Origin of the sequence: Flavobacterium luteolum (assembly GCF_027111275.1) — a bacterium.
GTDB lineage: Bacteria > Bacteroidota > Bacteroidia > Flavobacteriales > Flavobacteriaceae > Flavobacterium > Flavobacterium luteolum.
The window spans coordinates 2089179-2107599 of the sequence record NZ_CP114286.1 but is presented as its reverse complement, the minus strand read 5'-3'; the positions used below and the strand labels follow the sequence as shown (position 1 = coordinate 2107599).

Here is an 18421-nt window from a genome sequence, read left to right as displayed (position 1 = left end):
AAGCTAAATCCTACTTCAAATTATCAGCAATATTTCTATCATTCGATAATCTCGGAATCTTATTCTGTCCGCCCAATTTTCCTTGTGATTTCATGTAATCTTGAAATCCGTTTTTAGAAACTTTAGTGATCACTACTTTTCTTAAGACATTTCCGGTAATTAAATCGTCATAATAAATATTCTGCTTACGCATTGAATTGTCGATAGTTTCTGCAAAAACTTCCATGTTTTCAGGTTCTTTCTCAAATTCAATCAGCCACTCGTGATACGGAAGTCCGTTTGATGGATTAATTTGTGGCGCCACAGTAAACTCATTGATTACGATATTAGTCGAATTTACGGCTTCTTTCATCGCATTTTCTACTTCATTAGCGATAACGTGTTCTCCGAAAGCCGAAATATAATGTTTAATACGTCCAGAAACTATAACACGATATGGAGCCAAAGAAGTGAATTGAACGGTATCTCCGATATTATAACGCCACAGCCCTGCATTGGTAGAAATTATCAAAACATAGTTTACTCCTACTTCAACCTCTCCAATTGTCAATACTTTTGGATTTTCTTCAAAGAACTCATCCGCTTTTATAAACTCATAGAAAATACCTGAATTCAATAGCAACAGCATCCCTTTTTCTTTTTGTGAATCCTGATAAGCAAAAAATCCTTCAGAGGCAGGAAACAATTCTATACTGTCTACTTTTCTGCCGATCATGTTTTCAAATTTAGCACGGTACGGTTCATAATTAACACCTCCGTAAATAAACAAGTTGAAGTTTTTGAATATTTCGCCAATCTTTTTTCCGCCGCTTTTATGTTCCAAACGTTCGAAATACATCTGAACCCAAGACGGAATTCCAGAGATAACCGACATATCTTCTTTTATTGTCTCATCGACAATAGCATCTACTTTGGTTTCCCAATCTTCAATGCAATTGGTTTCCCAAGATGGCATTCGGTTTTTCTGCAGATATTTAGGAACAAAATGCGCTACAATTCCAGAAAGTCGTCCAAATTTAATTCCGTACTTCTCTGTCAGAATTGGACTTCCTTGCAAAAAAATCATTTTTCCATCGACAAAATCAGCATTTCCTGTTTCATGAATATAATGCAGAATTGCATTTCTAGCTGCTTCAATATGATAAGGCATCGATTCTTTGGTAAGCGGAATAAATTTTGCGCCAGAAGTTGTTCCAGAAGTTTTAGCAAAATATAAAGGTTTTCCTTTCCAGAGAATATCCGCTTCTCCTTTTACTACCTTTTCTATATAAGATTTTAAATCTTCATAATCTCTAACAGGAACCTGTTTCTGAAAATCTTCAAAACTTTTTATTTGTTCAAAATGATGGTCTTTTCCAAATTTGGTGTTTTGCGCATTTTCGATCAAACTTTTAAAAACTTTTTGTTGTGTTTCAACAGGTTTATTGGCCCATTTAAGTGTCTGATTGTATATATTTTTGGCAAATATTTTTGCCGCAATTGACTTAATTGACATTTTCAGTGGTATTATTTTTTATCACTTTTCTTTTTGTCCTGAGATTTCACCTTCAGCTCTTTTTCAGTTTCAGCTACATCTTCTCTCAGTTTTATTTCAGCATCAGATGCTTTCATATTTACATCTGAAGCATCCTCAACCGATTCTGCTAATATAGAATCTTTATTAAATTTTGAATATTCCAATTCTCCCTTCAAAACTTTCTGAATTCCTTTTATATAAATTTCATTCTGTTTTAAAGCCGTTTCTAAAGAATCTGATTTAATTGCTAGTCTTGTAGCATTTCGTTTCAATTCTGTCGAAGAATATCCAGGAATAAATTCGCGAAGGGGTGTAAAAGCAATGATAAAAGTAGTAACCAAAATTAGAAATATTCCACCCAAAGTAAACGTTACAAAGACATTCATTAAAGTAAGCCTAAAAGAAAATATCTCTTCAAAAGTGTCTTCATTTAAAATTACTAATCGGTTTTTAATGAACAGTTTTTTTCTAAAATCCTTTTTCTTTTTTTTATTCATTATCCTTCTTTATGCTAGCAAATATAATAATTAATCATCATGATATTTATTCAAAAAATTTCATGAAGAGCTATAATTTACGATTTTATAAAATATTTAACGCGGTTTAATACAAATATTTTAAACTAAAAATACTTCTATTTCGTATATTTCTATATACCTTTGCGGAATAATTAAGAAAAACAATTTGCTTCGGCATTAAATATATTAGTCATGGGAAGATTAGGTCTTACAGAAATCCTTGTTATCGTAGGTATTGTGATATTACTTTTTGGAGGTAAAAAAATTCCAGAATTAATGAAAGGTTTAGGAAGTGGAATTAAGGAATTTAAAAACGCTGCTAAAGACGATCAACCTGCTGCTTCTAAAAAACAAGAAGAAGAAACAAAATAAGAAATTCGAAAAAATTATTAAGTCCCAAATTACAATTGTAGTTTGGGATTTTTTTATATCGAAAAATTCCTATTTGTAGAATTCCAAATTTTAGATATGAAAAACTCGCTTTTCGTGATGCCTTTTCGTATTGGATATTTTTACAAAATAAATGCCTCTTGACTGATTGGCTACATTTATTTCGTTGTTTTCAGAAATTGTTTTTTAAAATAAAAACTCCCAAACTACAATTCGTAATTTGGGAGTTTCTATTTGTTATTATTTGCATTTAACTTTTTCGAAAATTGTAACCAATTGTTCTAACAAAGTTTGAAGTTTAAAATCTTCTTTTGCAATTGCCTCTATAAGCTTTGGACAATCTGAAAAAGCTTCTCTTGACATTTTTCTTAATAGCGATTCTGTTCCTATTGCTCCCACGGTATTGGCAGTTGTAAAATATCCAAAAACCAAAGCATCACTGTTTTTATTTCCAAAAAAATACGAACTACTCGATGAACTTACAATTGTACTGGTTCCTCCAGCATTTGGCCTTATAGTTCCCGCATCACGAATAACGCCGATTTTAACATCCTTGTTATAAATAACATTAAACCATAATTTCTTTTTAGATTTCGAAAATTTTCCTGTCAAAATGTTTGCTGTCGTTGCATACAATGCTTCTACTGTTGTGATGCATTCTTCTTCATCAAAATATTCTATTTTCTTTACTTCTACGCTTGCTATTTTTTCTTTTTTAGCGCTTTCATCTGTTTTGAAAGTTATTTTAGAGTCTTCACTCTTTACCAATTCAGCAAGACCTGTTTTTTTTGTTCCATCTTCCATGTACAAAATAACTTTGTAAAAATTAGCGTGGCCGATAGAGGAGAATAAAAGGGTAATTAAAATTAAAATGCTTTTTTTCATAACTTGGGGTTTAAAATTTCCTACAAATATATTATTTCGTAAGTATTAATATCAGTAAAATAGAAATAAAAAACTCACAAATTGCGATTTGCAATTTGTGAGTTTTTTTTATCTAAAAATTCCAGAATTTAGAATTTCGAAAATTAGAAATTTTCTTAAAGCACCATCGTCAGCTGAATTCTCTTTCTATCTTCATCAACCTCAGTCACTTTCACATCAACATGCTGGTGTAATTTTACCACTTCGTTTACATCGCTCACAAATCCAGCTTTTAACTGCGAAATATGCACTAAACCGCTTTCTTTGATTCCGATGTCAACAAAACAGCCGAAATTGGTAATGTTATTAACAATACCTGGTAATATCATTCCAGTTTTCACGTCTTTAATCGATTTTACATTCGCATCAAATTCAAAAACCTTAGCCGACTTTCTTGGATCTAATCCCGGCTTTTCAAGCTCCTTAATGATATCTTTCAGCGTAAGCAAACCAATTTCTGGTGTAACATATTTTTCTGGCTTAATAAGGGCTGTTTTTTCTTTGTTTGCAATTAAATCATTCAGAGAAATATTCAAATCTTTAGCCATCTTTTCAACAACTGAATAAGCCTCTGGATGCACCGCCGAATTATCCAGCGGATTTTTAGCATTTGTAATTCTGATAAACGCCGCTCCTTGCTGATACGCTTTATCACCTAAACGTGGCACTTTTTTCAACTGTTTTCTATCTTCAAAAGGTCCGTTTTCAGAACGATATTGTACAATGTTTTCGGCCAGCTTCTCCCCGATTCCACTCACATAACTTAATAAATGTTTACTTGCAGTGTTAATATTGATTCCAACCGAGTTCACGCAACGAATAACCGTGCTGTCCAATTCTTCTTTTAACTTAGTTTGGTCAACATCGTGTTGATACTGCCCTACTCCAATCGCTTTCGGATCGATTTTTACCAATTCGGCCAACGGATCTGAAAGTCGTCGTCCAATAGAAACCGAACCACGAACCGTTACATCATAATTCGGAAACTCTTCTCTCGCAATTTTTGATGCTGAATATACCGATGCTCCTGCCTCAGAAACCACAAAAACCTGAACTGGTTTGTCAAATGCGATTTTTTTGATGAAAAATTCAGTTTCGCGAGAAGCAGTTCCGTTTCCGATAGAAATGGCATCAATTTGATACGCATTTACCATCGAACGGATTTTCTTGATCGCCATTGATTCCTCATTTTGAGGCGCATGTGGATAAATCGTTTCGTTGTATAATAAATCGCCTTTTTCGTCCAGACAAACCACTTTACAACCACTTCTAAATCCTGGATCAATTGCCAAAATACGTTTTTCTCCCAACGGTGGAGCCAATAATAACTGACCTAAATTGTTGGCAAAAACCTGGATTGAATTTGCATCGGCTTTTGCTTTTGCTTCTTGTAACGTTTCGTTTCCAATTGCTGGATTTAATAAACGTTTGTAACTGTCTTCAATTGCTAGTTGCAAATGAGCTGTTGAATTGTTTTGTTTTTTAATGATAATTTCGTCAATAACGTCGTAAGCATCATCAATATCAACATCGATTTTCATTTTGATAAAACCTTCATTTTCAGCACGAAGCATTGCCAATAAACGGTGTGCGGGAGCTTTTGTTAAAGGTTCTTCCCAATCAAAATATTGGTTAAATTTTTGTGCGCCTTCTTCTTCGGCTTTCTTTTTAACCACTTTTGTAGTGATCGTTGCTTTGCGTTGAAACAATCTTCTTAATTGTTTACGAACGTAAATATTTTCGTTAATCCATTCTGCTACAATATCTCTTGCGCCTTGAATAGCGGCTTCTTCGTTAATAACATTTTCATTAATGTATTGTGTCGAAATAAAATCGATATCTGAGTCACTTTCAGATATAATCAGTTTTGCCAATGGCTCCAAACCAAATTCACGTGCCACATCGGCTTTTGTTTTTTTCTTCTTTTTATACGGAAGATAAAAATCTTCGATTTCCTGTAAATCAAAACTATCTTCAATCTTTTTCTTCAATTCTGGCGTAAGCGCCTTTTGCTCTTCAATAGATTTTAAAACGGCTTCTTTACGTTTAATAAGTGTATCATAATCTTTTTGAAGTTTTGCAATCTGCTCAATTACAGTTTCATCAAGATTTCCGGTAGAGTCTTTTCGGTAACGCGAAATAAACGGAATCGTACAATCTTCTTCTAATAATTTTACTGTGTTTTGAATGCTGACAGCGGGTGCCTGAACAGACTTGGCAATGAATTGAATATTAGTCATACTTTTTAATGAAATAAATTCTTAATTATAAGTTGATATAATTTACTTGTTAAAACAATCTTGTAAATTGATCAAACATTTGGCTAAAATAATATCTTTGTTTCTAATTTTAAGCCTATGAAATTTTTTTTACTCTATTTTTTAATTGTTAACATACTTGTTTTTATTCTCGCTGGTTATGATAAAAATAGGGCTAGAAAAAATAAAAGACGAATTCCCGAAAATACGTTATTCTTTCTGCAACTTATCAGCGGAACTCCTGGGCTATTAACAGCAATGTTATTATTTAAACATAAAACGAGTAAAACTTCTTTTATTGTAAAGTTTGTTCTGATTTTGATAATTCAAGTAGCGCTTATAATTGCCTTATTAAATTACAAAAAGTAGATATTAACATTGTTGATAACTCGAAAACTACCGTTTTTATACAAACTTAAATAACTGAATTACAAATATTTAAATAAAAAACCGGACAAATTAAAAAATCGGCCCGGTGTGTTTTATTTATAATAGGTGCGAAGCACCGAATTTTTTTTGACTTTTTAAGAACAAGCAATTTTGTTCACTCTATTTTGATGCCTTCCGCCTTCAAACGCTGTATCAAGGAAAGTTTCAACGATTTCAACAGCTTGATGAATAGATGTAAATCTCGCTGGAATACTCACAATATTGGCATCATTGTGTAAACGTGTTAAATACGCAATTTCTTTAGTCCAGCATAATCCAGCTCTCACTTTCGGATGTTTATTAACAGTCATTGCAATTCCGTTACCACTTCCGCAGATTACGATTCCAAAATCTGCTTTTCCTTCAGATACATCATTGGCAACTGGATGCCCGAAATCTGGATAATCTACAGAAGCATCAGTATCTGTTCCATAATTTGTTACCTCATATCCTCTAGCTTTAAGCATTTCAACAATTGCTTTTTTATATTCTGGTCCTGCGTGGTCGTTTCCTATCGAAATTTTCATTTTTCTATACTATTAAGTTGTGTTATGCAAATTTACTTAATAAATAGATGTTCGCCACGAATTAGGCTAATTTTCACAAATTTTTTTCTTTATAGATACTATATCAACAAACCGATTTATAATTAGTATACATTCGTAAATTCGTTACGAAAACTCTCATTTTACAACTATCTTACTGTCAAAACCTTATCAGTTATTAACAATTTTAATAAGTCTATAACTATCTCACAATCAATGAAGAATAAACAGAATATTTGTTAAAATTTTGAGGTGTTAATAGCAGTTTGTAATTGCTTGATATTCAATTAACTTTAAGTTAACAGAAAATGTTAATAAGTTCGAAAAGAAAATTAGAAGTTTTTTTTGGTTGTTTCGAAAAAATGCTTAATCCAAAACTGGATTTAAATATGCAAGAAAAGTTTCGTGAATTTTTGGAAAAGTTATCAATATCAAAAATACCATTTTCAACAGAAATCAACATATCAACTTATCTACAAAATCAATTCAATTTTGGTTGTCAACCGTTGTTAATTAAAATACAAAAAGTCTTATAAATAAGTATTTTAACTAAAAATAACTATGTTGATAACTCAGAATAACTAAGAGAAACTTCATTTCAATACTTTTAAAAATAAATTTATTCGACATATTAACACACTATAATAACCAACAAATTTTTTTAAATTTTTAAAAATCTTTTTTATTGTATTTAATATATGTTGAAAACTAAAAAAGGTTGAAAAGGAAAAAAAAAAAATTTAATTTGAATTTTACTCTTGATTTGAATTTGTTTTTGAATCTTGTTTCAGACGATTTTGAGAGGATTGTTGAGATTGTCCAGAATTTGTTGGACTTCCTCGAAATCGTTTGGATGTACTTTGAGTTTGATTCCGCCCAGTGCCGCTGAGTATAAAGGAACGACAGAAAGTGTCATTTCGTTTTCAAAAAAATAAGGGATTCCTTCTTGTTCCAGTAAGTGTTTGAGAACCACTGTTTCGTGCTGATAATTGAATACGGCGATGGTTTGAAAGCTTTCCATAAAGGCTGTTTTTGTAAATGTACGAAAAGTTATAATTTTAATAATTCTAATTGTTAAAATCTATAATCTGATTTCTTATTTGTAATTTTAAACCTTATAAGAAAAGATATATGAGTAAGAAAATTAGAAAGCCGATAAAAAAAGAGAAAGATTTCTCTGGAAAAATACTTAAGATTTTATCGCAAAATGCTAATAAACCATTCAATTATAAACAGATAGGAGCAAAGCTTGAATTAGACGATACTAAAAGCAGAAACCAGATTATAAAAGATTTAAAAATACTGGCAGCTCAAAAAAAGATTATAGAAACTGAACCTGGAAAATACTTAGTAAAAGCAATAAGCCAGGATTACTACGAAGGAACGATAGATATGACGAGCAGAAAAACGGCATATTTTATTTGCGATGAATTTGAAGAAGATGTTTTTATTCCGACCAATAATTTGAATCGTGCGTTAGATAAAGATAAAGTTAAAGTCTACGTTTATAACAGAAGAAAAGGAAAAAGACCTGAAGGTGAAGTAATTGAAGTTATAGAAAGAGATAAAACAGAGTTTGTAGGTGTAATTGATATGCAACCCAACTTTGCTTTTGTTTCGACTGCAAACCCTAAAATGTATACCGATATTTTTATCCCTAAAGATAAAATTGGTGAAGCAGAAAACGGTGATGTTGTTTTGGTTAAGATTGAAGACTGGCCAAAAAGAGCCGATAGTCCGTTTGGATCTGTAATTCGAGTTTTAGGAAAACCTGGAGAACATAATACTGAAATTCATGCTATTTTAGCAGAATACGGATTGCCAGCAGATTTTCCTGTTGAAGTAGAAGTTTTTGCACAAAAATTAGATACTTCGATTCAGGAATCTGAGATTGCAAAACGTCGTGATATGCGTGATACGCTAACGTTTACGATAGATCCAAAAGATGCAAAAGATTTTGATGATGCCTTGTCTTTCAAAAAGTTAGAAAATGGAAACTTCGAAATTGGAATTCATATTGCTGATGTTTCGTATTATTTAGAAGAAGGTACAATCTTGGATGATGAAGCATATCAAAGAGCTACTTCAGTTTATTTAGTAGATAGAGTAGTGCCAATGCTTCCAGAAGTATTGTCTAACTTTGCGTGTTCGTTACGTCCAAATGAAGAGAAATATACTTTCTCTGCTGTATTTGAAGTTTCTCCAACTGCACAAGTTATTAACCAATGGTTTGGAAGAACTGTAATTTATTCAGATCAGCGTTTTGCTTACGAAGAGGCTCAGCATATTATTGAAACAAAAGGAAATAATACAATTCCAGTTGATATTTCTATTACTGGAGAATCGTATGTGGTTTCAGATGAAATTGTGGAAGCAACCTTAAAACTAGATGAATTAGCTAAGATTTTAAGAAAGAAAAGAATGCAGCAAGGCGCCATTTCTTTTGATAAAGTTGAAGTCAAATTTAATCTTAACGAAGAAGGAGAACCAGAAGGAGTATATTTTAAAATATCAAAAGATGCGAATCATTTGATTGAAGAATTTATGCTTTTGGCTAACAGAAAAGTAGCAGAATATATTGGAAAACAAAAGAAAACGTTTGTTTACCGTATTCACGATGAACCAAATGAAGATAAACTTGTTGCAATGCAGACTGTAATTGCTAAGTTTGGTTATAAGATTGATTTTAGAACAAAAGGTGATATAGCAAAATCAATAAACGCTTTGATGGAAGAAGTAAATGGTAAGAAAGAACAAAATCTTATTGATACTCTTGCTATTAGAAGTATGAGTAAAGCCAAATATTCGACTGATAATATTGGTCATTATGGTTTAGCTTTTGATTATTACAGCCATTTCACTTCGCCAATTCGTCGTTATCCAGACGTTATGGTACACCGTTTGTTGCAGTATTATTTGGACGGAGGAGCTTCTGTAGACGAAGAAACTTACGAAACCAAATCTCTGCATTGTTCAAACATGGAAAACTTAGCAACAAATGCTGAGCGAGATAGTATTAAATACATGCAGGTTAAATACATGCAGGATCATCAGGACGAAGAATTCCTTGGTGTTATTTCTGGTGTTACCGAATGGGGAATTTATGTTGAAATCGTTTCTAATAAATGCGAAGGAATGGTAAGAATCAGAGAAATAAAAGAAGATTACTATACTTTTGATGAAAGACAATATGCTTTGGTTGGAGCTACTTCAAACCGTCTATTGCAATTGGGAGACGAAATTTATGTAAAAGTAAAAAATGCTGACTTAGTGAAAAAACAACTTGATTTTCACTTTTTAAGAAGAGCAGAATAAATATTAATTTAAAAATAAAAGTATGAAAAAGCTAATTATAGGAGCAGCAATTTTATTTGTACAAATGTCTTTTGGTCAAGTTACCAAAGAGTTAGGAGATTTTGATACCGTAAAAGTATTTGATAAATTAAGCGTAAAATTAGTTCAGTCATCTGAAAATAAAATTGTTATAAAAGGAACAAGAGAAGCAGAAGTAGAGGCTGTTAATAAAAACGGAATTTTAAAATTAAGAATGCCTTTTCCAAAACTTCTTTCTGGAAATGATCTTGATATAACACTATATTACAAACATATAGAATTGATTGATGTCAATGAAGGAGCAGAAGTGAAGAGTGATGAAGCCATTAAAGCAACTTCTTTTAAAGTTAGCGCTCAGGAAGGCGGTCTTATTAATGTTGATCTCGATGTTGATAAACTAAAAGTAAGCTCTGTTTCAGGAGGTAAAATTACATTAACTGGAAAAGCTGCAAATCAAGATGCAAGTCTAGGAGCTGGTGGCTATTTACTAGCAAGTAAATTAGAGACATCTCAGACTACTGTAAGCGTTTCTGCGGGCGGAAAAGCAGATGTTAATGCTTCTACCCTTGTCGATGCAAAAGTGAGCGCAGGAGGCTCTATTTACATTTATGGAAAACCAAAGCAAATAAACCAAAAAACTGTTTTTGGTGGTAAAATAGAAGAAGTAAAATAACAAGTTGTAATTGATGATTAACGATATTCTAGCGGGACTTCCTTGGGGACTTGTTCTTAGTTTTATGGTAGGTCCTGTTTTTTTTGTTTTATTAGAAACCAGTATAACAAAAGGATTTAGAGCTGCAATTGTATTTGATTTAGGCGTAGTATTGGGCGATATTTTTTTTATTGCGATCGCTTATCTTGGAAGTTATAGACTGATTTCTAGTTTAAAAGACGATCCAGCGCTTTTTATTTTTGGAGGAATAATTATGCTTACTTACGGTATTATATCGTTTGTAAAGCTAAAGAAAGAAGAGAAAATAAACGATGAAGAAATCGACCGTGATATTCTGAAAAGAAACTATGGCAGTTTGTTTGTAAAAGGGTTTTTATTGAACGTTATTAACATTGGTGTTCTTGGTTTTTGGCTTGCAGTTATTATTTCTGTCGGGCCAAAATTAGATATGCAGACTTCAAGAATGATGACATTTTTTACTGCTGTAATTATCACTTACTTATTAATTGATTGCGCTAAGATTTTACTAGCCAAACAGTTAAAATCAAAAATGACTCCAACTAATATTCTTAAAATCAAAAAAGGAATTAGCGTTGTTTTAATGATCTTCGGATTTGCATTAGTAGTTCAAGGTTGGTTTCCAAAAGAAAAGGAAATGGTTAAAAATGCTTTCGAAAGAATAGAGAAGAAGTAGTTGTTAATAACTCAAAATTATAAAATTAAACCTCTGAATTTCAGAGGTTTTTTTGTATTTATAACTGTTAGTTTTGAACTTTTAAATGAGTTTTTTAAGTCTAGTTTGTCATTTCGACGAAGGAGAAATCTTCGTGAGAAGCTCGACAAAGATTGGATAATTGTTGCGGAGTTACTTGTGGAGATTTCTCCTTCGTCGAAATGACAAAATTGTGCAAAAATTATAAACCCGACAGGTTTTTAAAACCTGTCGGATTTGTATAGAAGTTTTTAATGATTGGATTTTCTAAAAATTAAGCACAAAAAAAAGAGACACATTTCCGTATCTCTTTTTGAAGCATCGTCCGGATTCGAACCAATGTATTTAATTAATTTTTTCTAAAAATTAGACACAAAAAAAAAAGAGACACATTTCCGTATCTCTTTTTGAAGCATCTTCCGGATTCGAACCAATATATTTAATTAATTTTTTCTAAAAATTAAGCACAAAAAAAAGAGACACATTTCTGTATCTCTTTTTGAGGCATCGTCCGGATTCGAACCGGAGTAGGAGCTTTTGCAGAGCCCAGCCTAGCCGCTCGGCCACGACGCCATTACTTGAACGGTTGGCAAAAGTAACTAAAATCTTTAAATTTCAAAAGTTTCATAGTAACTATTTTAAAATTTTAGGATTTTAATTTTAAACATTACTTTCTAATTTCCGTCATTTTTATAGTAACTGACTCAACATCACCACCAATAGGCGGATTTATTTTAGAAACCCAAACTGTGGTTTTTTCTATCATTTCTATCTCTGCCAGCACACGAATATTGATTCTTTTGGCTACATGTTCCAATAAATGCGAACGAATTGCCATTTCTTCCGTCACAATTTTGTTCAAATGAACATAATCTACAGTGTCTAAAAGATGATCTGTTTCTGCTGATTTCTGTAAATTGGTTTTAATTTTTAAATCTACCTTGTAATCAGATCCAATTTTTCCTTCTTCAATTAAACATCCGTGGTAAGAAAAAGTACGGATATTTTTCAATTTTATAACTCCCATTTTTGTATTGTTTCACGTTTAAAGTTTCAGGTTTTATGCCAGTTAGATAACTTTAAACCTGAAACCTGAAACCTTTTTTTTATCTTTGCTAAAATTACTATAAAATAATGGCATCAGAAGAGAAATCACTCAATTTTATTGAACAAATCATAGAGGAAGACGTAAAATCAGGTCTTTCAAATACTAAACTTCGCTTTCGTTTTCCACCAGAACCTAATGGATATTTACACATTGGGCACGCGAGTTCTATTGCGTTAAATTTTGGTTTAGGAATTGATTATCAATCTCCTGTGAATTTACGTTTTGATGATACAAACCCTGAAAAAGAAGAGCAGGAATTTGTTGATGCTATTAAAAAAGATGTGGAATGGTTAGGATATACTTGGGCTGAAGAATGTTATGCATCAGATTATTTTCAACAATTGTACGATTGGGCAGTTTTCTTAATTAAGAAAGATAAAGCGTATGTTGACAGCCAATCTTCTGAAGAAATGGCGATCCAAAAAGGAACTCCAACAACTCCAGGAACTGACAGCCCATACAGAAATCGTTCTGTTGAAGAAAATCTAGATTTATTCGAAAGAATGAAAAATGGTGAATTTGAGGCTGGTACACATATTCTTCGTGCAAAAATTGACATGAAATCAACAAACATGTTAATGCGTGATCCTATCATGTACAGAATTTTACACAAACATCACCACAGAACTGGAGATGCTTGGAAAATCTATCCAATGTACGACTGGGCGCACGGACAAAGTGATTATTTGGAACAAATTTCCCACTCATTTTGTACACTAGAATTTTTGCCTCACCGTGAATTATACGATTGGTTTTTAGATCAGATTTTAGATGAAAATAAACTTCGTCCAAAACAAAGAGAATTTGCTAGACGTAACTTATCACATACTGTTGTTAGTAAAAGAAAATTACAGCAACTAGTTAAAGAAAAGCATGTAAACGGTTGGGATGATCCAAGAATGTCAACAATTTCTGGATTAAGAAGACGTGGTTATACAGCTGCTTCATTACGTAATTTTGCTAATACAATTGGTATTGCAAAACGCGATAATTTGATCAATGTATCGGTTTTAGAATTCTGTATTCGTGAAGATTTGAATAAAATTGCACCTCGTGTAATGGCTGTTTTAGATCCTGTAAAATTGGTAATTACCAATTATCCAGAAGGAAAAGAAGAGTGGTTAGAAGCAGAAAATAATCAAGAAGATGAAAATGCAGGATTTAGAAAAGTGCCTTTTTCCCGTGAATTATACATTGAAAGGGAAGACTTTTTGGAAGAAGCTCCAGCTAAGTTTTTCCGTTTGACTTTAGGAAAAGAAGTTCGTCTTAAAAATGCTTATATCATTAAAGGTGAGTCTGTTATAAAAGATGAAAACGGAAATATTACAGAAATTCATGTAACATATGACACTGATTCTTTAAGTGGAAGTGGGACAGAAGCAAGCCAAAGAAAAGTGTCTGGAACATTGCATTGGGTTTCTATTCAACATGCTTTGGAAGCAGAAGTTCGTTTGTATGATCGTTTGTTTACAGATGAAGCTCCGGACAGTTATAAAGAGAAGAATTTCTTAGATTTTGTGAATCCAAATTCATTAGAAATTGTAACTGGATATGTTGAACCAAGTTTATCAACAGCTCAAAATGAAGATAAATTTCAGTTTCAACGTTTAGGATATTTTACTGTTGATAAAGACTCAACTGCTTCAAAATTAGTATTTAACAAAACTGTTGGATTGAAAGATGCTTGGGAAGAAAAAGGTAAAAAAGAAGAAAATAGCATCAATAATTCTTTGAAAGATATCAACAAATATTTTAAAGTTGAGACTAAACCAGAAAGAATTGCAATTGAAAGTGCAATAGGGGAGAACATCAAAAATATCTCTACTTTTTCTCTTTTACAGAATTCTTTGAAAAAGAATATCAACAATAATAAGGCTTCGCTGTTGTTTTCTCAGTTTATTTTGAAGTATTCAAACTGGAAATCAACAGATTTTGAAGAAGAAGATATTAAGAAATTGTACTCAATGTCTCTAAAAAGTGAATCGACTTATGTTAGATCAAAAGCACTTTTAAATTTAAGAGATATTGAAAGTGAGAGTTTCAGAAATCAATTTGACGATGAAATTTTGAAATTATATTCAAATCCACCAAAAAATGCTTCAGAAAGAGAAATTGAAATTCTTTCTGAAATGGTGAAGAAGTAATATCAACTAAATTTATGAAAAGCGCTTTTATAAGCGCTTTTTTTTATTATATAAATTAACTATTATAATTTAAAATTTTATAATTTTTATAAATTAAAAGTGGCTTTCATAAATTGATTTTAATAGAAAATAAAATTTTATTGGATAAGGAATTCATTTTTTTAAATTTAGATCTATTAGGAAGCTTTATTTGAATTTTTGCTTTTTTTAGATTCAATTTTTGTTTTTAATTTTTAATAATAAATTTTACTTATTTAAAGTATGTTATTTTTAATATTTTATCTATTATTTATAAAATCTATTAAATTTAATATTTTTATTAATTTTATAGATTAAAAGTGACTTTCATAATTTAATTTTAAAGAAGAATAAAAAATAGTCGAGTAAAGAAGACCTTTTTTTACTTTTCATTCATTAAAACTCTTTATTTTAATTTTTTACTTTTTTGCTTTCAGTTTTCTTCTAAAAAAATTTAAATTAAGGTTTTTTCTTATTTTTTTAATTTTTGACTTCAATTTTTACAATTATAAGTTTTGATTATTATTATAGTTTAAAATTTAGTTTGTAATTATTATTTAGAAAAATTACTTTAAAATTTAAAACTATAGTTTTTTATTATTTTTTAAGCTCTTGATTTTAATTTTATATATATAAATTTTTATTATTGATTTTTTAAAAATTTAGTTTTTAATTATTATTTGTAAAAATGATTAAAAATATAAAAATAATAGTTTTTTTTGATTAATTTTAACCTTCATAAATTAATTTTAAGACGTTTTTAAAACGTGTTTGATATATAACTCATTTTTTAGATAATTGTTTATTTACGGTCTTTATTTTAGTTTTTACTGTTATTTTAGTCAGTTTAACGGGTTGTTAACACACAATTGTTTATAAAACTGCTATTTTTAACTCAATACCAAAAGTCAGAGATGATTTTTGTAAAAAATTAAAATTTGCCGTAAAGAATCTAAGTTGAAATTTATTGTTTTTAGAAACTCGTAATTTTTATGACAATGGGTTTTCAAAACTGATTTCCTAAAAAGACAATTTTATGTTCGCATTTTTATTATGATGTAATTCTGATAATATTTCCCGTAAAAAATATTTTTTCAAATTGTGTCATAATTTACAAAATACCATAATGTTGAATTTGAGTGAAAGTTTAGTTTTTAAATTTCAGGTCTGACAATTTTTAATTTAAATCTAATTATCATGAAAATTTTATATTTCACACTAGCATTATTATTTGCAAATGTTGCAATTTCTCAAACACATCAAATTACAAAACATAACGGAGAACAACTTGATGTAAATTTTATTAAATCTGAAAATGGTTTTGTTTACTATTCTTTAAACGGAAGTTCTGAAGAAATTAAAATCAGTAAATATGCGGTTTCATCTATTACAAATAAAGAAACAAAACAAACTCAAAAAGTTTCTGATAAAATAGTAGTTGATTCAAAAGACGATTACAAAATGGTAACTGTTCTTCCGCAAGAAAAAACAATAGGACTGAAACAAGCAGCTAGTTTTACAGGAGTCTCAACAAGGACAAAAGGTGAACCGCCAATTGCAAATCAGAACCAGACTGCTATGAGAATCAAATCTAAATCGGCTTCAAATGGTTATCCTTTTGTTAGCATTGTTGAAAAAGCAGATGGTAAGTACGAAGCAGTAGCCTATGTGTATTAATAGGATTGTTAATTTTTTGTAAATTGCAATTAATCAAAGTTTTATCATTTTAAAAAAGAGTATCTTTATTAATAATTTTAAATTGTAACTATCATGTCTAAGAATTTAAATACAGCAGCAGCAATTTTGGCTGCAGCGGCTGCAGGAGCGGCAATTGGAATTTTATTTGCTCCAGATAAAGGATCAAAAACAAGAGCAAAAATTAAGGAAGGTATCGATGATGCTAAACATAATCTGAAAGATTCTTTTGATGCGAGCTCTGAAGTTCTTCGTGAAAAATTTACGAGTGCTACTCATAATCTTGACGGAACTTTGAATGAGTTACTTTCTAATGTCAGCCATAAAACAGAAGAAGTAATTACTTTTTTAGAAACTAAATTGGCTGAGTTAAAAGCACAAAACGCTAAACTTCAGAAATAATATTTTTATAGAGCACATTACTTGCTTATTTTTATAAGAAAGTTTTGTGCTTTTTTTTATCTAAAATTTTAAATATGGCTTTTGAAGAATTAAAAGAGAACACCGAAAAAGTTCAAGATCAGGCTAAACAATATATTGATAGTCACTTAGCTTATTATAAACTTTGGGGTTTTAAAGTTGCAATGAAATCAACAACTTTAATCTTTAAGTTTACTTTGATTTTATTGTGTTTCAGTATGGTGATGATTTTTGGATCTTTCGCCGCAGCGTATGCTTTTGGTTCTTTGTTTGAAAGTAATGCCCTCGGATTTTTGACGGTAGGAGGAATCTATTTGGTAATAACTATTTTGCTTTTCTTTATAAAAGACAAATTTGTTGAAGGACCAATCTTGGAGAAATTTTCAGAAATCTTTTTTAATGATTAATTATGGAAAGAAAAAAATACTCTTCGTATGCTGAGATTGAAAGAGATCTAGAAATTTTGAAATTGGAGAAAGAAATCAATTATCAGAAATTGGTTTTGAGTTTTCAGAAAACAAAGGAAAGTATCACTCCGCAAAATATTGTAAATGGTTTTATTTCATCTTACACAGATTACTTTTCCAATTCTTATGTAAAAATTCTACAGACCATTTTACCTTATGTAATTGGTTGGTTTATAAATAGAAAAAGAGGCGATTAAGCCTCTTTTTCATTTTTATATTATTGTTGATCTTCCGGTTGAATGTCATCTTCATAACCAGATTGTCTCTGAATTGGTTTTGATTTGTCGACTTTTTTATTATGTTTTTTCATCATTTCGCCAACTTGGTTTGATGCAGTAAATGATGCGACCATATTATTTAACATGTCACTACCAGCTTGAGGAGAATTAGGAAGTAAAATTAAATTAGAATTTGCGTCAGCTCCAATTGCTTGTAAAGTATCATAATGTTGTGTAACTACAATTAGGGCAGAAGCTTCTTGAGAATTAATTCCAACTTGGTTCAAAACTTCAACACTTTCTACAAGACCTCTTGCAATTTCACGACGCTGATCTGCAATACCTTGTCCTTGTAAACGTTTGCTTTCTGCCTCAGCTTTTGCTTTAGCAACGATTCTAATTCTTGAACTTTCTGCTTCAAACTCAGCGGCGGTTTTTTCTCTATCCGCAGCATTGATTCTATTCATTGCATTTTTTACCTGAATGTCTGGATCAATATCAGTAACCAAAGTATTGATGATATCATATCCGTAAGTAGACATTGCCTCGTTCAATTCTCGTTTTACTGCAACTGCGATATCATCTTTTCTTTCAAAAACGTCGTCCAATTTTAGTTTCGGAACTTCGGCACGAACTACATCAAAAACGTAAGAAGTAATTTGATCGTGCGGATATTCTAATTTGTAAAATGCTTCATATACTTTTTCTTGAATTACTTTGAACTGAACAGAAACTTTCATTTTAATAAAAACGTTGTCTCTAGTTTTAGTTTCGATGATAACATCTAGTTGCTGAATTTTAAGATTTACACGTCCGGCCAATCTGTCAACCAACGGAATTTTAAGTTGTAATCCTGAATTTCTTACACTCTGAAATTTTCCAAATCGTTCGATAATGACAGACGATTGCTGTTTTACAGTAAAGAAAGACGACATGAAAATGAAGAATGCCAATACTAAAAAGATAATAAATGCTGTACTCATGGTTATTTTGTTTAATTTATGAATTTCGGTAAATTACGAAAATTCTTCTAAAAAGGAATTATCAAATATT

The 18421-nt window shown here is 30.8% G+C and carries 19 protein-coding genes and 1 tRNA gene; 10 read left to right on the top strand and 10 right to left on the bottom strand.

Annotated elements, in window-relative coordinates:
* Window positions 1-10: 10 nt before the first annotated feature.
* On the bottom strand, window positions 11-1495 hold the full coding sequence (locus OZP10_RS09035) for a GH3 auxin-responsive promoter family protein (RefSeq protein ID WP_281634366.1): 1485 nt from the start codon (window positions 1493-1495) through the stop codon (window positions 11-13).
* A gap of 11 nt (window positions 1496-1506) precedes the next feature.
* Window positions 1507-2013, bottom strand: coding sequence for a peptidase (locus tag OZP10_RS09030; RefSeq protein ID WP_281634365.1), 507 nt, complete (start codon window positions 2011-2013; stop codon window positions 1507-1509).
* A gap of 213 nt (window positions 2014-2226) precedes the next feature.
* On the opposite strand from OZP10_RS09030, the gene OZP10_RS09025 reads away from it, so the two are divergent.
* Window positions 2227-2406, top strand: a complete 180-nt coding sequence (locus OZP10_RS09025; protein ID WP_008465789.1) for a Sec-independent protein translocase subunit TatA/TatB — start codon at window positions 2227-2229, stop codon at window positions 2404-2406.
* A gap of 90 nt (window positions 2407-2496) precedes the next feature.
* On the opposite strand, the gene OZP10_RS22705 is transcribed toward OZP10_RS09025, so the two are convergent.
* From OZP10_RS22705 to OZP10_RS09015, 3 genes are all read right to left on the bottom strand, one after another.
* Entirely contained in the window at window positions 2497-2559 is a 63-nt protein-coding gene (locus tag OZP10_RS22705) for a hypothetical protein (protein WP_489886153.1), read from the bottom strand.
* Window positions 2560-2664: 105 nt separating this feature from the next.
* Window positions 2665-3309 carry a hypothetical protein gene (locus tag OZP10_RS09020; RefSeq protein ID WP_281634364.1) on the bottom strand — a complete coding sequence of 215 codons (645 nt, stop codon included), beginning with the start codon at window positions 3307-3309 and terminating at the stop codon, window positions 2665-2667.
* A 155-nt stretch (window positions 3310-3464) separates the two neighbouring features.
* Window positions 3465-5588, bottom strand: a complete 2124-nt coding sequence (locus OZP10_RS09015) for a Tex family protein (RefSeq protein ID WP_281634363.1) — start codon at window positions 5586-5588, stop codon at window positions 3465-3467.
* 117 nt (window positions 5589-5705) lie between these two features.
* Here OZP10_RS09015 and OZP10_RS09010 point away from each other — a divergent pair, with 117 nt between their 5' ends.
* A complete protein-coding gene (locus tag OZP10_RS09010; protein ID WP_281634362.1) occupies window positions 5706-5975 on the top strand; it encodes a DUF1294 domain-containing protein in 270 nt (89 codons plus the stop codon).
* Between the two features lie 155 nt (window positions 5976-6130).
* On the opposite strand, the gene rpiB is transcribed toward OZP10_RS09010, so the two are convergent.
* Window positions 6131-6562 (bottom strand): ribose 5-phosphate isomerase B, encoded by a 432-nt coding sequence (gene rpiB / locus OZP10_RS09005; protein ID WP_091129181.1) that lies wholly within the window; start codon window positions 6560-6562, stop codon window positions 6131-6133.
* An 805-nt stretch (window positions 6563-7367) separates the two neighbouring features.
* Entirely contained in the window at window positions 7368-7601 is a 234-nt protein-coding gene (locus OZP10_RS09000) for a putative signal transducing protein (protein ID WP_177211513.1), read from the bottom strand.
* 110 nt (window positions 7602-7711) lie between these two features.
* On the opposite strand from OZP10_RS09000, the gene rnr reads away from it, so the two are divergent.
* Genes rnr through OZP10_RS08985 form a run of 3 tightly spaced genes read left to right on the top strand, consistent with a single transcriptional unit; the run spans window position 7712 to window position 11280 of the window.
* Window positions 7712-9895 (top strand): ribonuclease R, encoded by a 2184-nt coding sequence (rnr, locus tag OZP10_RS08995; protein ID WP_281634361.1) that lies wholly within the window; start codon window positions 7712-7714, stop codon window positions 9893-9895.
* A 22-nt stretch (window positions 9896-9917) separates the two neighbouring features.
* A complete protein-coding gene (locus tag OZP10_RS08990; protein WP_281634360.1) occupies window positions 9918-10586 on the top strand; it encodes a head GIN domain-containing protein in 669 nt (222 codons plus the stop codon).
* Between the two features lie 13 nt (window positions 10587-10599).
* Window positions 10600-11280, top strand: a complete 681-nt coding sequence (locus OZP10_RS08985; protein ID WP_281634359.1) for a LysE family translocator — start codon at window positions 10600-10602, stop codon at window positions 11278-11280.
* Window positions 11281-11800: 520 nt separating this feature from the next.
* On the opposite strand, the gene OZP10_RS08980 is transcribed toward OZP10_RS08985, so the two are convergent.
* Both OZP10_RS08980 and folB read right to left on the bottom strand, forming a co-directional pair.
* Window positions 11801-11871 (bottom strand) — tRNA-Cys (locus OZP10_RS08980).
* 94 nt (window positions 11872-11965) lie between these two features.
* On the bottom strand, window positions 11966-12325 hold the full coding sequence (gene folB, locus OZP10_RS08975; protein WP_111378731.1) for a dihydroneopterin aldolase: 360 nt from the start codon (window positions 12323-12325) through the stop codon (window positions 11966-11968).
* A gap of 107 nt (window positions 12326-12432) precedes the next feature.
* On the opposite strand from folB, the gene OZP10_RS08970 reads away from it, so the two are divergent.
* From OZP10_RS08970 to OZP10_RS08950, 5 genes are all read left to right on the top strand, one after another.
* Entirely contained in the window at window positions 12433-14550 is a 2118-nt protein-coding gene (locus OZP10_RS08970) for a glutamine--tRNA ligase/YqeY domain fusion protein (protein ID WP_281634358.1), read from the top strand.
* A gap of 1215 nt (window positions 14551-15765) precedes the next feature.
* Complete coding sequence (locus tag OZP10_RS08965) at window positions 15766-16245, top strand: hypothetical protein (RefSeq protein WP_198855071.1); 480 nt, start codon at window positions 15766-15768, stop codon at window positions 16243-16245.
* Between the two features lie 93 nt (window positions 16246-16338).
* Complete coding sequence (locus tag OZP10_RS08960) at window positions 16339-16665, top strand: YtxH domain-containing protein (protein WP_111378726.1); 327 nt, start codon at window positions 16339-16341, stop codon at window positions 16663-16665.
* Window positions 16666-16739: 74 nt separating this feature from the next.
* Complete coding sequence (locus OZP10_RS08955) at window positions 16740-17090, top strand: competence protein (protein ID WP_281634357.1); 351 nt, start codon at window positions 16740-16742, stop codon at window positions 17088-17090.
* 2 nt (window positions 17091-17092) lie between these two features.
* Window positions 17093-17347: a DUF6327 family protein gene (locus OZP10_RS08950; protein WP_177211520.1), complete on the top strand. Its 255-nt coding sequence runs from the start codon at window positions 17093-17095 to the stop codon at window positions 17345-17347.
* Window positions 17348-17367: 20 nt separating this feature from the next.
* On the opposite strand, the gene OZP10_RS08945 is transcribed toward OZP10_RS08950, so the two are convergent.
* Complete coding sequence (locus OZP10_RS08945; protein ID WP_281634356.1) at window positions 17368-18351, bottom strand: SPFH domain-containing protein; 984 nt, start codon at window positions 18349-18351, stop codon at window positions 17368-17370.
* Window positions 18352-18421: the final 70 nt, after the last annotated feature.